The organism is Halococcus sp. PRR34 (assembly GCF_028617175.1).
Taxonomy (GTDB): Archaea; Halobacteriota; Halobacteria; order Halobacteriales; family Halococcaceae; genus Halococcus; species Halococcus salifodinae.
Window position 1 is genome coordinate 62,537 of sequence record NZ_JAQJDA010000004.1, and the last position, 13,085, is coordinate 75,621.

Below are 13,085 nucleotides of genomic sequence, written 5' to 3' on the forward strand. Positions count from 1 at the left end.
CACGCATGCCATCAACCAGACTCTACGCCGGGATCTACGTCGTGTTGTTCGTGTTCGCGACCGCCCAGGTCGCGTTCGAGTTCGTGGGGCTGCTCGAAAGCGCGTACTGGATCGCGTTCGGGGGGATCATCGTGCTCTCGCTGATCAAGGCGCTGTTCGTCGCGGGCTACTACCAGCACCTCCGATACGAGCCCCGCTCGATCACGTTCGTCGTGCTCTCGGGACTCATCACGGCGCTCGTGTTGACGATCGCGGCCTCGTACTCGATCACCTGATCATGAATGCGGTCTGGGGACTCGTGATGCTCGTGGTGCTCCCGCTGTTGCAGCTCCCGCTCATCGTCTATCTCTCGCGCCGTGTCGAGACCGACGAGGAGTCCCCGCCCCCGGCAGGCTGGGGTGACGGCGTGTACCCACCCGATCCGAACGTCTCACAACAGGTCGGCCAGGAGTCGGCTGATGCTTCGACGCCGGATCGGTCCTCACCGTCGACGCCACCCCTACTGTCCGCATCGCCCGCGCCGTCCACACTACCCGAATCAGCCGCATCGTCAACCCCGTCGACGATCGTCTGCCGTCGCTGTGACGCCGACAACGATCCCGAATTCACGTACTGTCACGACTGCGTGGCGAGGCTGTGATGGAGCGATCCGCTCTCGGGTACGCAGTGTTGTTCTCGGTCCCGGTCGGTGTCGGCGTGTCGATGGGCGTGCTCAGGATGGCGGGCGGCGGACTCACGAACCCGGTCGTCGCGGGTGCGGGCGTGGTGGCGGCGCTCGTCCTCTTCGCGTTCGTCGTCGCGATGCTTGCAACCGGCTCGCCCGACGAGGAGCGATCATCCGCGCGATGAGTCTCTGATCGAGAGCCATCCGCGGAGCCGGTTGGTTTATGATAGCACGGAACGTCCATCGATCATGCGACGCGAGCCGCTCCTCTTCGGGCTGACCGTTCTCGGGGTCGTCGTGGGGTTGGCCATCCTGCTGGCCGCGGAAGCAGTCGGGGCTGGCGAGACGATGATCGTCCTCGGTGGCGTGATCGCACTCGCCGCCGTCGGCGGACTGACCGGCCTCATCGGGGCGCTCGACGGCTGAACGCCGAATAGGCTTCCTTGGCCCCGCTGGTCAGCTCTGTAGCCCGAGAACGATCATGTACGCGAGCACGTACCCGGCGTACAGCAGGCTGAGCGCACCGACGACCTTGAGATGGAAGACGAACAGGTCGTCGGCCTCGTCGTCGACGGCGGTCTCGTAGGCCGCGCGCTCGTCGTCGGTCCAGGCCTCGCGGTGAGTATCACCGACGTGGAGCGTACACGCCTGCTCGGTCCGGAACGGTTGTGAGCAGTACGGACACCGCGCCGCGGGCGTCTCCGCCTCCGGGATCGCGGTGTCGGGAATGCGTTCGCTGTCGGTTGCTGCTGAACTGTCGGGGGCGAGTGATTCGGTCATAGGTAGGGTGGTGGTGTGTACGGCTGGCCGACGATCCACATGCTGAGAACGGTGTAGAAAACCATCACGAGGACGAAGGGGTACTGGCTCCGGATCGGCGCGAGCCGTCCGGGGAAGAGCGCAAACGAGCGCGCGTGGGCCACCCAGACCGCGAGCATGTGGCCCGCGAGCACGAACACGAGCTGGAGCGTGCCGAACCACGCCGGTAGGACGAGGGTCTGGATGGCCGCCGGCGGGGCGAGGGGCTGGGTCGCGACCGCGATCAAGGCGGGTGAGAGGCTGAGGAAGTATCCCAGAAAATGTGCGAGATGGTAGCCGGCGGCGATCGGGACTAGGGCGGGCGCGAACCAGTCCCGGAGGTAGCGGGCGGTGACGTACGTGTCCGCCGTCCGGCGCGACCAGCGTGCGGCGACCCGATAGACGTACAGGAAACAGCCGAAGCCCGCGATCGCGGCCCCGAGATAAACCACGGAGGGTGGTACTCCCCACCCGACGAGCGCACGAACGGCCCTCGCCCACGCTGGCGTCGCGACGAGTCCATCGTAGGTGGTGACCCAGAGCAGCGCGACCACGAACGCGGTTTCGTCCGCCCCAGTCGGCCGCTCCTCGGAAAGCGCCCCACCGGGAAGCACGAAATCGAACCCCTTTCGTGTCCGCTGGAGCGGTGCGACCCGGCCGTACCACCGGAAGACACGCGCGATCGGGTCGACGACGCCGAACCACGTCTCGCTCCCATAGACGACCGCACCGGCGACCGTCACGACCGAGTAGGCCACGATCACTCCAACGAGAGTTCGTGGCTGCTGGGCGAGCGGGCTGACGACTTCGAGCCAGACCAGCCCGACCAATCCGACGACGCTCGGCCACGCGCCGAGGCGGTCGGGATAGCGCTGGATCGGCTGGCTCCCCCGGAGTCGGGAGCCGAGCGCGGCGAGCGTCCGCCACGGGTTCACCGCTGGCCACGTGTTCCCGACGAGATAGGTGGTCATCGAGTAGCCCGCCCACCAGCCGGCCCAGACCGCCACGATGGCAAGGTTCGCCGCTGCCACCTGCGGACCGATCCACCCGACCGCCACGATCGCGGCGAGCAAGCCGACGCCCAACCATCGGCAACCCCGGACGGCGATGGTTCGGATCGTCGCTCGGGTCGGGAGTTCGGCACGCCAGTCGGTGACGTCACGGATGAACGCGTGGTCGGTCACGAGGCTCGTGAGCAGGAAGGAGGCCCCGATGACGCCGCCGCCGGTCGTCACGACCAGCCACGACGGGACGGCGACGGGTTTGAACGTCCCGCTCAGCCCGCCCGCGTGGGCCGTTGCCTCGCCGGTGAGCACCAGTGTAACGACGACTGCGATGACACCTCGAGCGACGGCTCGTGACCGTCTCATCCGGTCTCGCCGATGTTGGTGGGTGGTTCGTTCCGCATGGCGGTCAGGCCACGACGAGTCGCACGACGATCGCGACGATCAGGAGCATGCCGAGCACCCACAATCCTGTGCCCGTCGCCTGCGCGCTCTCGATCCCGCGGTAGCGTGCGGAGTGATAGACGCCCCAGAAGAGATACCCGCCCATCACCGCCGCCGCCACGATCACGAGCGCCACGCCCGCGACCTGGCTGACCGCCGACGGGATCGCGCCGGTGACGAACGCGAGCGCACCGCCGCCGATCCCGAGAACCAGCACGAGGAAGGCGACGGTCCACCCCAGCGGGCTTCGCGCCGCTGCGGCGAGCGTCGTGGCTGGACTCGTCCCGCCGGTTCTGACGTCCCCGGGAGTCGCGGCGGCGGCCCGCCACTCCCGACTGCGTGCGACCGCAACGACGAGCGCGACGACGACGAGGCCAGTCAGTACGGTGCTGGCGACGTAGGTGAGTGGTGCCATGTGAGGCCGGTGCGATACCGTGGTCTTCGTTGGCACTCCACTTCATTCTTCGGTCGAACCACGAGTCACAGACCGACTCGACGACTCGTAGCGTTCGATCCCGACGATCGAACGACTGTTCGGCTCCGTCTCGGTCGAAAATCAGCGTCGCGACGTAACTGAGCTGCTCAGTCTCCGCCGTTTTTCAGCTGTTCGACCCAGTCGGGCTGTTCGACCGTGGTCGAGCCGACGTTCGAGAACTCCAGGGTTTCGACGACGGTCGTCGGCTCACCGGCGCTGAACGCGTCGGTCGTGCGCTCGGTCTGGAGCCGGTGGACGACGCCGGTCTCGGGGTTGACCACGAGCGTCGAACTGAACTCGGTGATCTCCTCGCCCTGATACAGGGGCCCTGTTTCGACACTGTCCGAGCCGTTGGCGACGTACACCGCGAGCTGCTGGCCGTCGTTCGTGACGGTCCCGCTGCGTTCGTAGTCGACCGCACGGACCGTTTCGAGAACGGTGCGGCCAGCGGTGAGACTCTCGGCCAGCGGCCGGCCGAGCTCGTCGGTTTCGTACTCCGGCTCGTCGAACGCGTCGAGAACGTTCTTCTTGTACGCCGTCGCACCTTCGGCGTAGGTGTACCGGGTTGCCTCCTCGGTCGGTTGGGAGACCTGGTAGGCGGAGTTCGCGTCGAGGTCAACGCGGGCTCCACTGGTGTCGGTTCCCGAATCCTCGCCGGCTCCGCGAATCGTCGAGCTGCTGTTGACGGTGAACGTCCCCGCCGCTTCGAGCCCACTCTGGTGGGTGCTCGCGATCGAACCAGCCTCCAGCGGCGGTTCGGCTCCGATCGCCGGCTCCGGCGTTGCGGTGGGAGTCGGCATGGGTGTCGCCGTCGGAGTGGGCGTCGGTGTTGCCGTTGGGGTCGCTGTCGGTGTGGGTGTCGCCGTCTGCGTCGGCGTTGGCGTGGACGTCGCCGTCTGCGTTGGCGTCGGCGTGGACGTCGCCGTCTGCGTCGGCGTCGCCGTCTGCGTTGCCGTCGGCGTGGACGTCGCCGTTTGCGTCGCGGTGGCTGTCGGCGTAGAAGTCGTCGTCGGCGTTGCCGAACTAGTCGGGGTTGTGGTCGCGGTAGCGGTTCCGTTGTCGATGGTCGTTCCGTTCGTGGCTGCGGAGGTCTCGGTCGAATCCGCCCCGTTGCCCGCCAGCGAGCTACAGCCGGCGAGTAACACGAGCATAGCGACCGCGACCACGAGTACCGTCCGTCGCGTCATTGCTTACTCGCCCCACCCCACGCATAAATATTATTCTGCCGGTTCGCGAAGAGGTTCCGTTCGATCGAAGCTTCCTGTTCACACGGCTCTCGGTCCATATACTGCGGCCGAGCGGGAGGCTCGAACGCGTTTCTCCGGTGTGCGGCTTTCAATACGCTTTTGAGGGACGACCGGCTTCGCTTCGTATATGGCAGACTTCACCGTCGTCGTGGCCGACCCCGAGGAGGGGGCGGCCCACCAGCGTGCGGTCGAGGGACAGGACGCAAACCGCTTCATCGGCCGTTCCATCGGCGAGGAGATCGATGGCTCCGCGGTGGGCCTCGACGGCTACACCGTTACGATCACCGGCGGCTCCGACACCGCCGGCCGACCGATGCGCGAGGACGTCGCGGGCCCGGCGCTCACGTCGATTCTCGTCGACGGCGGCACCGGATACAAGCCGACACGCGAGGGCGAACGCAAGCGGATCACCGTCCGCGGGCGCGAGATCGGCGAGGAGACGCGTCAGATCAACGCGAGCATCGCCGACCGCGGGGATCAGTCGGTCGCGGAGCTGTTCGGAGACGGCGACGCCGACGCCGATGCCGACGCGGACGACGCGAGCGACGACGACGAGTAGCCGTGCCCGAGCGGATCCCGCACGACCACCTCTCGGTCGAAACGGTGCGGGCGACGCTCGCGCGTCGCGGCCGGAGCTCCCGGCCACGGCTCGCGCTCCCCGACGACGCCGACCGCTTCCCGACCGGAACGACGCGCCTCGTGCTTGACGGGGAGACCTACCACACCCAAATCGAGAGCGCGCTTGACGGCGATCGCGAGATCACCGGCGCGTACGACAACGCCCGGCTCGCGCGCGAACGCGACGGCACCGACCGGCTCGACGAGTGGCGGCAGTCTTCGGGAATCGATCTCGGCCGGAGCGTCGCGGTCGACGTCGTGGAATCCGGATTCCTGTACGGCGTCCGTGAACCCGGCGAGAGCACGGTTTACGAGGCGACCGAACCGCCCGACGAGGGACTCGCCGCGATCGCGCAGGACCTCGACGGCGACCGCGACGGCTGACGCCGACGGTCCGCTGTCTCGGCTGTCCCAGCCGTCCCGATACCCGCCCGCTTTTGCCGTCAGCCCCGATACCGCCCGCATGGACTCCGCACGCACGCAGTTTCTCGCCGGCGATCGCCCCGACGACGTTCTGTTGTTCATCGCGGAATCGGCGGTTTCGGACCTCGGCACGCTCGCCCAGCACGGCGAGCAGGTCGAACGCGGTGTCGTCCTGATTCTGGAGGCGGAGCGCGGTCGGAGCGCGTTCGAGGGCGCGACCGGCGTCGATCCGATGACGCTCGCGAGCTCGGCGATGGGTTCCGAGGGCGACCTCGATCTCGACGCGTTCGAGGGCGAGTGTCCCGAAGCGGACGCGAACGGTGAGGGCGGCGCGGACGAAGCGGACGACGCCGAGACCACGACAGAGGAGCACGCCCCCCGATTCGTCTTCGGGTTCGCCGAGGAGCGAAACGAGGAGGCCGGCGGGATCTACGCCGAGGGTGACGTGATCCACGCGTACGCGGTCTGTGAGTGTGGAACGGCGTACTCCGATCGGTGGGTGGCGAGCGAGTGATGGCTGGTGTTGATCCCTTGTCGTGAGCGACGAGTCGTCGGCCACCGACGCCGCCATCCACGGAATGGTCGCTTCCCTCCGTCCGGAGTGGACGGTCGATTCGATCCGTCGCAGCGAGCACGGTACCGATCTCGTGGCCGTTCTCGACGTTTCGACATCCAGTGGACGGTCCGACGTGGTTCTGAAGGCGACGACCGCTGATTTCGTTGCACCCGCGATCGCTCGGTCGGAACCACGACTGCTCGATCTCGTCGGCCGCGAGACCGCGATTCCCGTCCCGCAGGTGTTCGGGTTTGCCGACTCCCATCCCGAGTATCCGGCTCCGTTCTATCTGCTGGAGAACGTTCCCGGCGAGAACTACGAGGGGTGTCCCGCCGATCTCGACGACGATGCCCGGGAACACGTCGTCGTCGAGGCTGGGCGGAACCTCGCCAGACTCCACGATCTCGGACCGCTGCCCCAGGTCGGACGGGTCGGCGTCAACGAGGGCGAACTTACTGTACTCGACGGCGAACACGGTCCCGTCGAGGATTTCAACGGGTGGTTTCAGGCTGATATCGAGGCGGGACTCGACGCGCTCGCGGACGGAACGTACTACCCCGATCTCGCGCTGGAACCGGAGCGGTTCGTCGACCTCGTTCCCGCGCTCCGCGAGGAACTCGGCGCGCGTCTCGCCGCGCTCCCGGAGCCGGCACCACCGCGGTACTGCCACTGGGACTACGGTACGGCAACTGCCTCGTCGATCCGGACACAGGCGCGACGCGAGCCGTCCTCGACTGGGCGAACCTGCTCGCCGCGGAGCCGGCGTACAACCTCGCGAAAACCGAATCGCACCTGCTCGACCCTGGGGCCGGCGACACCGCAGAGTGGGCTGCGGCGCTCAGCGATTCGTTCCGTGATGCGTACGCGACCGAACGGGACGACTGGGCGTTCACGGCCGCGATCGAGGAACGCATCGAGACGTACCGTCTCAAATGTCGCGTGGACGCGATGGCGTGTCTCCCGCTGTGGCTGCAAGACTGCACGCCAGCGGAGCGAGACGAACGAGAGCGCCAGCATCGCGCGTTCGTCGCGACGTTTCTGTAGTTACAGACCACGACTTCGTTTTCTGCCCCCGACAGACAGTGCACATTCCGAAACCGACTTGTTCCGACGGAAAATCTCGCTCGCATGGAAAATGAGTCTCCAGCGGCGGTGGTGACAGCGTTCCTCAAGCGGTTCAGTAACGGCGAATTCGATGAAGCAAACGACTTGATCCACTCCGAAGGGCCGCTGGAGGGTGCTGGCGACGTCGCGATGATCTTGTCGGCGGCCATGACCAATTTCCTCGCTACCGTCATCTTGAGGACGGTTCCCACAGAAGTCACTGAAGTCACGGTTGTCGAGGAAGGCCCGACCACAGCGAGCATCGAAGCGAGCCTTGACGTCGCCACCGTGGTCGAGATCGATGCGCTCGTCGAGCTACGACCCAGCGACTACGACGGGAGTGATCTCGGGGATGGGAGACGCAACGGTTGGTGCGTCTGGAACGTCGATGTCAGGTTGTGAGACTCGAACTACCGCCCCTCGCTCCCGCGTGCGCCCCCGTCGTCCGCTTCACTATCGAGTCGCTCGAACGCCCCGAGAATCACTTGCTTCGTGGTCGCGCCGCGGGTCGTCCAGTGGTGAGCGTAATCTAGCATGTCATCGTAGATGTCGGGCTTGCAGCCCGCAGCCTTCGGGTGGCCGCCGCCGTTGACCTGGCCCGCGACCTCGTGACACCGCTCGAAGTGCTCCGTCCCGCGGATGCTCGCTGACCCCGAGGGTTTGACCACCACGGCGGCGTCGGTGCCCGCTTCACGGAGTGCTTCCGCGACCTCGTTCTGCGAACACCGGCCGTACGTCACGCCGACGGTCCACGGCCCGATCTCGTGGGTTTCGGCCCGCTCGACCGCGCGCTCGATCAGCGCTTCCTTCTCGACGCGCTGTTCGGCGAGGTACTCCTCGACCTCGCTGGGGAGATCGGGGCCGTGCTCGCGGACGATCTCGACGTACTCCTCGGGATCGCTCCAGTACGCGAAGTCCGCGAGATCGTCGCTTCGCGGGTCCTCCCGCAGCCAGAGGTCGTGATCGCGGGTCACGGCGGCGAGCTCGGCGTACTCGGGGGAAAAATCGTGATCGAGCGCGGCCAGCGTGACGTCGGCCGAGCACTCCTCGTCCGAGTCGCCGACGACGAGTTCGGCCCCTGCTGCACGGACCCGTTCGGCGGTCTCGTCGGTCCACTGGTGGTGGTCGAACCACTGCACGCTCACAGCCCGCTCGACGAGCCGCTCGAACTGGCCGGCGATGTAGCGGTACTCGTCGGGACAGAGATCACAGACGAACACCCGCGCGCCGGGCTCGACGTGATCCGCCACCCGATCGAGGGTATCACTCAGATCGTGAGGACTCGTCGGGATCAACGCCGCCGCGCCGAACGCCTCGCGGAGCAGCGCGACGCAGGCCAGCCCGTCGGCGTCGGGATCGGCGAGCACGACGGTGTCGGCCCCCGCGAGCGCCTCGCGCACCTCTCGGTCGGCGCGCTCGGCGTCGAACGAGTCGGGGTAGAAGAATCCCTCGCCGGGGAGGACGGATTTCCGGGCGAGGTCGAGACGGTCGTCGTCGATGAGTCGGTCGTTCATGCCCGTCCCACGCTACCGCGGCCGAAGAACCCCTCGGTCCGCCGGGGGAGGGGTGTACCACCCCGCCAGCGACCGCGCTACGCGCTGGCAGCGTCGAGCTGGCGCACGGTGAGGACGGGGACCGGACAGCTCCGGACGACGGCCTCGGCGACGCTCCCGAGCACGAACCGGTGTTCGCCGTGGCGGCCGCGCGTCCCGGTCGCCACGAGATCGGCGTCGTGTTCGCGGGCGTACGTGCCGATCTCGCTGGCGGGCCGGCCCTCGCGGACCGCGGTCGTAACCGTCCGTCCGCTCGCCTCGCGGATGTCTTCGAGTGCGGTCTCGCCGTCGTCCTCGAGCGCTTTCCGGAGGCGATCGCGGACGTCGTCGGGCGCAGCGGAGACGTCGCTCTCCTCGACGACGTACAGCGCGTGGACTTCGGCCTCGAACCGGCGCGCGAGGTCGAGCGCGACGCTCACCGCACGTGATGCGCTCGCCGAGCCGTCGGTCGCGATGACCACGGTGTCGATCATAGGTCGGCTACCCGGCGGCGGGGCTTAAACGGTGGTGACCGTCACCGCGCCATCGAACTCCAAGATTATCGACTGGGTGAGGTCGCCGAACAGCGCTTTTCCGGTCGGTGAGCGCTTCCGGCCGCTGATGAACAGGTGATCGCAGTCGCGCTCGGCGGCGACGTCCAGAATCGTTCCCTGTTTGTCGCCGAGCGCGCCGACGGCCTCGTACTCGACGTCGAGCCCCTCGAAGACCTCACGGCCGATATCGGCGGCGAACTGGCGGGCCCCGTCGCGCGCCTGATCGACGCTGTACTCCGTGTCGTAGTTCGGGATGCTCGCGAGCGTGTTCGCCCGGTCGCTGAACTCCTCCTCGGTGGTGACGTGCAACAGGAACAGCTCGGCATCGACGCCGGCGGCGAGTTCGCCGGCCTCTCGAACGAGCTGTTTGGTCTCCTCGGTGCCTTCGACGACGGCAAGCGCGCGCTCCATGCTCCCACATCGTGTGGCGGGCCGTCCTAAAACCTCCGGTGATTCTTGCGGATCGCGCACTCCGACGACAGTCTAGCGACCGACACTGTCCCGATAGCGATCGACACTGTCCCGACTGTGTGCTGTCGGCCGCTGATGTGTGCCCTCGAAGCAACAGTAGGCGCGCGGGAGCACGCCGTAGGCGTGCGACTCGCGCGAGGGATGACTGAGGCGAGTGAGTGACACGAACGAGACGAGGGAATCGGTTGGAGGGGCGTGTGGCTGTTGCGGTGCGGTAGCGGCAGGCAAGTGGCTGACCCGCGAACGAACACTGCGGGCGAACGAACACTACGAGCGCCGCCGCGATCGAACGAACACCGCGAGCGAACGAGCGTAGAGTGCGGTGGGCGAGCCGAGCGTTTTTGAGGTGGGCCGGCGACGAGCGTGTATGGACGCCACAGCCGACCACGACGACTCGAACTCGTCGAATGGGGTCAACGATGCCCACGCCCCAGGTACGCCGTTCGACGTGACGACCGTGCTCGTCCCGGTCGACGGCAGCGACGAGTCGATGCACGCCGTCGAGTACGCGGTCGCGGTCGCCGAGCGCTACGGCGCACGGGTCCACGCGCTCTACGTCCTCGACCCGGAGATGGTCCGTCGGGATGCGCCCGGCGAGCCCGACGACGACGCGATCGCCGCCGCAAGCGAGGGGTTCATGGACGCCGCTCGCGACCTCGCCGCCGAGCGCGTCGAACTCACTCACTCCTCTGCGTACGGCTTCTCGCCCACGATGAAATCCCGTCATCCCGGGAGCGTGGTGCTCGACGCCGCCGCCGACGCCGAGGTGGACTTCGTGGTGGTCCCGCGCGAACCCGGCGGCGAGGCCAATGAACTCCTCGGACGTGCGGCCGAGTACGTCCTCCAGTACGCCACCGAACCCGTTCTCTCGGTCTGAGCTGTCGCTGTGTTCTCTTCTTCGGCCCCTCCCTCCGACATGCGTTCCGCTATCCGCAGCTCACATCGCTCGATGGACCGCCGTCCGCTCCTCGTCGGGATGGGCGACTCGGATGTGTCTGCGGAGCGCGGCCTTGTCGTCGGAGTCGAGTTCGACGACGGTCTCACAGAACGGGCACTGTTGGTACGGCCCCATGACGACGATATCGGCCGACGGCTATTGAATCCTCGGGGTGATCCACCATACCACACCATCGGGGTCGCGGCTACAGCCGGATCGCCATCTCGATCTCGAAGCTCTCGCTGTCGCAGGTCTCGAACCCGACCTTCCGGTAGAGCGCGATCGCGGCCTGGTTCCACCGCTCGACGGTGAGCCAGACACGTTCTGCACCCTCGCGACCGGCGTGGCCGAGCAGTGCCTTCAACAGTCGCGACCCGATTCCGGCGGCCTGGTGGGTGTCGAGAACGAAAATCGCGAGCTCGTGGCACGCGTCACCGTCGGCTACGAGCGTCGCGTGGCCCACACACGTATCGCCGTGGTACGCGACCACGTCGTACCCCGATTCGAGGATGGTGTCGAGCCACTCCTCGATCGCCTCCTCGTTCGCCGGTGGGATGCCCTGCGCACGGTCAGCGGGGTCGAACGCGACGTACATCTCGGCGAGCACCGTGAACTCCTCGTCGTCGTACACCGATATCTCGATCTCGCGGCCGTGAGCGTCGGTGAACGTCTCCGGTGGCCGCTCGAACGGTCCTGCGGGTTCGTCGGGGTACGGTCGGCTCATCGGGCGAGCGTCACCGACGTCTCGGCGTTCAACAGGACGAACTCGGTGGTGGAGTCGAGCCGGATCTTCCCCGTCGGCGATCGCTCGCCGCCGTCGACGACGAGGCGATCGAACTCGCCGTCGTCGGCCAGATCGACCAGTCCACCGCCGGCGTGGCCCTCGATCCGCCTGATCGCGGCCTCGATTCCCTCGCCGTCGAGCACCTCGCGCACCCGGCGTTCGACCGTCTCCGGCCGTTCGATCTCGCTCGCGACGATCGCCGCCGTGAGGTCGTCGCCAGTCTCTTTCACCCGCGCGACAACCCGTTCGAACGCCGTGAACGCGCGTTCGGTCCCGTCGATCCCCACTAGGACGTTCATACCCGGGCCTGGCGGCCTCGGGGCAAAACCGTTGTGCCCACTCGTCTCCGCGTCGTGCCGCCACGTGCCCGTCGACACGCTTTTTCACGCCCCGTTCGGACGCTCGACGATGACCGACGACTCCACGTCCCGCGATCGTCCCGAGCGCCCCGGCGATGACGAGCGCACGGACGGGACGCCAGCCGACGACGCCCCCGGATCGGCCACCGACGCAGCCGATAGAACGTCCACCGACGAATCGGCGACTGACGGACCGACAGACGACGAACCGGCAGATGACGAGCCGTCGACTGATGAACCGAGAACTGACGATTCGGCTGCCGACGCAACCGCTGGCGTCGACGACTCCCAAACCGCGGCCCACTCCGTTCCGGAAGACGTCCGGAAGTACGATCGCTTCACCAAAATGGACGGCGCGCGCTACGATCGCGCCAACGAGTTTCTGCGCGATCGGACGTACATTACTGCGCGCGAGTGGGCGATCGCGCGGCTGTGTGCCGATTTCCGCACGGAGACCGGCGTCGAGATGACCAAGATCGGCGAGCATCTCCCCGAGCTCGTCCCGTTCATGACCGACACCTACACCCCGCAGGCCGTGAACCAGGCCCGGGCCGCCTTCGAGGAGAAGGTCCGGATGGCCGGTGCGACCTTCCTCTACGGTGCGATGAGCGATTTCTTCACCGCCGAGCAGTTGGACGACGTGATGTACGAGGCGACCGAGGTGGCGAAGTTCTTGCTCGAAGTGGAGGGCGTCGACCTCGCGGTCGACGAGGAGCTAGCGGCCGAAGAGCGGATTTCGAGCACGATGCGCGAGGTCCGCACCCAGAGCGCGGCGCTGCGCCACGACGACCTCACCTGTCCGCACTGTGGCGAGTCGTTCGAGCCAGGCGACGCGGCCGACGACCCGGCCACGGACGAGGCTACAGCGAGCGAAACCGACGCGGCGGAGTAGATCGTCGTCGCAGCGAGACGGTAATCGTCGACCGATGGTCGGCGCGGTTGGTGGTTCAGGACCTCACGGAAACCAGCGAGGCGATGCCGACGATCAGGAAGAGGGAAACGACTACTGGATCGGTCAAACCACGGAATCCGAACCCGATCCCATGTCTGGACAGTATTCCCAATAGCGCTGCTATGATACACACTACTCCTACATTTGACTTCCATCGCTGTCG

The 13,085-nt window shown here is 67.1% G+C and carries 23 protein-coding genes; 13 read left to right on the forward strand and 10 right to left on the reverse strand.

Translation table 11 applies throughout. The features are described 5' to 3' along the window. Positions 1 to 5: 5 nt before the first annotated feature. From PHA81_RS06695 to PHA81_RS06710, 4 genes are all read left to right on the forward strand, one after another. Complete coding sequence (locus PHA81_RS06695) at positions 6 to 275, forward strand: cytochrome C oxidase subunit IV family protein (RefSeq protein WP_005044966.1); 270 nt, start codon at positions 6 to 8, stop codon at positions 273 to 275. A 2-nt stretch (positions 276 to 277) separates the two neighbouring features. Beyond that, complete coding sequence (locus PHA81_RS06700; RefSeq protein ID WP_005044967.1) at positions 278 to 640, forward strand: hypothetical protein; 363 nt, start codon at positions 278 to 280, stop codon at positions 638 to 640. After that, complete coding sequence (locus PHA81_RS06705; RefSeq protein WP_005044968.1) at positions 640 to 849, forward strand: hypothetical protein; 210 nt, start codon at positions 640 to 642, stop codon at positions 847 to 849. The genes PHA81_RS06700 and PHA81_RS06705 overlap by 1 nt, the downstream gene beginning before the upstream one ends. Before the next feature lie 64 nt (positions 850 to 913). Then, complete coding sequence (locus tag PHA81_RS06710) at positions 914 to 1,090, forward strand: hypothetical protein (RefSeq protein WP_169317827.1); 177 nt, start codon at positions 914 to 916, stop codon at positions 1,088 to 1,090. 30 nt (positions 1,091 to 1,120) lie between these two features. Here the strand turns inward: PHA81_RS06710 and PHA81_RS06715 are convergent, their stop codons facing one another. The 4 genes from PHA81_RS06715 to PHA81_RS06730 all read right to left on the reverse strand — a co-directional run bounded on the left by PHA81_RS06715 (position 1,121) and on the right by PHA81_RS06730 (position 4,185). Next, entirely contained in the window at positions 1,121 to 1,444 is a 324-nt protein-coding gene (locus tag PHA81_RS06715) for a hypothetical protein (RefSeq protein WP_005044969.1), read from the reverse strand. Then, complete coding sequence (locus PHA81_RS06720; protein ID WP_005044970.1) at positions 1,441 to 2,832, reverse strand: hypothetical protein; 1,392 nt, start codon at positions 2,830 to 2,832, stop codon at positions 1,441 to 1,443. The genes PHA81_RS06715 and PHA81_RS06720 overlap by 4 nt, the downstream gene beginning before the upstream one ends. A 43-nt stretch (positions 2,833 to 2,875) precedes the next feature. Beyond that, complete coding sequence (locus PHA81_RS06725) at positions 2,876 to 3,325, reverse strand: hypothetical protein (RefSeq protein WP_005044971.1); 450 nt, start codon at positions 3,323 to 3,325, stop codon at positions 2,876 to 2,878. 167 nt (positions 3,326 to 3,492) lie between these two features. After that, positions 3,493 to 4,185 carry a hypothetical protein gene (locus PHA81_RS06730; RefSeq protein ID WP_273835947.1) on the reverse strand — a complete coding sequence of 231 codons (693 nt, stop codon included), beginning with the start codon at positions 4,183 to 4,185 and terminating at the stop codon, positions 3,493 to 3,495. On the opposite strand from PHA81_RS06730, the gene PHA81_RS06735 reads away from it, so the two are divergent. The 6 genes from PHA81_RS06735 (at position 4,184) to PHA81_RS06760 (ending at position 7,735) form a co-directional block, all read left to right on the forward strand. Next, the gene (locus tag PHA81_RS06735; RefSeq protein ID WP_273835948.1) at positions 4,184 to 4,735 is read left to right on the forward strand and encodes a hypothetical protein; all 552 of its coding nucleotides are present in this window, start codon (positions 4,184 to 4,186) and stop codon (positions 4,733 to 4,735) included. The genes PHA81_RS06730 and PHA81_RS06735 overlap by 2 nt on opposite strands. A 24-nt stretch (positions 4,736 to 4,759) precedes the next feature. Continuing rightward, a complete protein-coding gene (locus tag PHA81_RS06740) occupies positions 4,760 to 5,191 on the forward strand; it encodes a 30S ribosomal protein S6e (protein WP_005044973.1) in 432 nt (143 codons plus the stop codon). Between the two features lie 2 nt (positions 5,192 to 5,193). Beyond that, on the forward strand, positions 5,194 to 5,634 hold the full coding sequence (locus PHA81_RS06745) for a hypothetical protein (RefSeq protein WP_005044974.1): 441 nt from the start codon (positions 5,194 to 5,196) through the stop codon (positions 5,632 to 5,634). 79 nt (positions 5,635 to 5,713) lie between these two features. Next, a complete protein-coding gene (locus PHA81_RS06750; protein WP_273835953.1) occupies positions 5,714 to 6,187 on the forward strand; it encodes a DUF5807 family protein in 474 nt (157 codons plus the stop codon). A gap of 22 nt (positions 6,188 to 6,209) precedes the next feature. Then, the gene (locus PHA81_RS06755; RefSeq protein WP_005044978.1) at positions 6,210 to 7,388 is read left to right on the forward strand and encodes an aminoglycoside phosphotransferase family protein; all 1,179 of its coding nucleotides are present in this window, start codon (positions 6,210 to 6,212) and stop codon (positions 7,386 to 7,388) included. Continuing rightward, a complete protein-coding gene (locus PHA81_RS06760; protein ID WP_049910307.1) occupies positions 7,358 to 7,735 on the forward strand; it encodes a hypothetical protein in 378 nt (125 codons plus the stop codon). The genes PHA81_RS06755 and PHA81_RS06760 overlap by 31 nt, the downstream gene beginning before the upstream one ends. An 8-nt stretch (positions 7,736 to 7,743) precedes the next feature. Here PHA81_RS06760 and PHA81_RS06765 read toward each other — a convergent pair whose 3' ends face one another. The 3 genes from PHA81_RS06765 to PHA81_RS06775 form a co-directional block, all read right to left on the reverse strand. Then, entirely contained in the window at positions 7,744 to 8,847 is a 1,104-nt protein-coding gene (locus PHA81_RS06765) for a hypothetical protein (RefSeq protein WP_005044981.1), read from the reverse strand. Between the two features lie 77 nt (positions 8,848 to 8,924). Next, the gene (locus tag PHA81_RS06770) at positions 8,925 to 9,359 is read right to left on the reverse strand and encodes a universal stress protein (RefSeq protein ID WP_005044983.1); all 435 of its coding nucleotides are present in this window, start codon (positions 9,357 to 9,359) and stop codon (positions 8,925 to 8,927) included. Positions 9,360 to 9,383: 24 nt separating this feature from the next. Then, entirely contained in the window at positions 9,384 to 9,830 is a 447-nt protein-coding gene (locus PHA81_RS06775; RefSeq protein WP_273835957.1) for a universal stress protein, read from the reverse strand. A gap of 214 nt (positions 9,831 to 10,044) precedes the next feature. Between PHA81_RS06775 and PHA81_RS06780 the strand changes: the two genes are divergently transcribed. Next, positions 10,045 to 10,206 carry a hypothetical protein gene (locus tag PHA81_RS06780; RefSeq protein ID WP_161606972.1) on the forward strand — a complete coding sequence of 54 codons (162 nt, stop codon included), beginning with the start codon at positions 10,045 to 10,047 and terminating at the stop codon, positions 10,204 to 10,206. Between the two features lie 51 nt (positions 10,207 to 10,257). Further along, positions 10,258 to 10,767 (forward strand): universal stress protein, encoded by a 510-nt coding sequence (locus PHA81_RS06785; RefSeq protein WP_005044992.1) that lies wholly within the window; start codon positions 10,258 to 10,260, stop codon positions 10,765 to 10,767. A gap of 60 nt (positions 10,768 to 10,827) precedes the next feature. On the opposite strand, the gene PHA81_RS06790 is transcribed toward PHA81_RS06785, so the two are convergent. The 3 genes from PHA81_RS06790 to PHA81_RS06800 form a co-directional block, all read right to left on the reverse strand. Beyond that, a complete protein-coding gene (locus PHA81_RS06790) occupies positions 10,828 to 10,962 on the reverse strand; it encodes a hypothetical protein (protein WP_273835960.1) in 135 nt (44 codons plus the stop codon). Between the two features lie 70 nt (positions 10,963 to 11,032). Beyond that, entirely contained in the window at positions 11,033 to 11,551 is a 519-nt protein-coding gene (locus tag PHA81_RS06795; protein WP_005044995.1) for a GNAT family N-acetyltransferase, read from the reverse strand. After that, positions 11,548 to 11,910 carry a universal stress protein gene (locus tag PHA81_RS06800; RefSeq protein WP_005044998.1) on the reverse strand — a complete coding sequence of 121 codons (363 nt, stop codon included), beginning with the start codon at positions 11,908 to 11,910 and terminating at the stop codon, positions 11,548 to 11,550. Before PHA81_RS06800 ends, PHA81_RS06795 begins: the two co-directional genes overlap by 4 nt. Before the next feature lie 109 nt (positions 11,911 to 12,019). Here PHA81_RS06800 and PHA81_RS06805 point away from each other — a divergent pair, with 109 nt between their 5' ends. Beyond that, positions 12,020 to 12,862: a DUF5806 family protein gene (locus PHA81_RS06805; protein WP_049910316.1), complete on the forward strand. Its 843-nt coding sequence runs from the start codon at positions 12,020 to 12,022 to the stop codon at positions 12,860 to 12,862. Positions 12,863 to 13,085 lie beyond the last annotated feature (223 nt).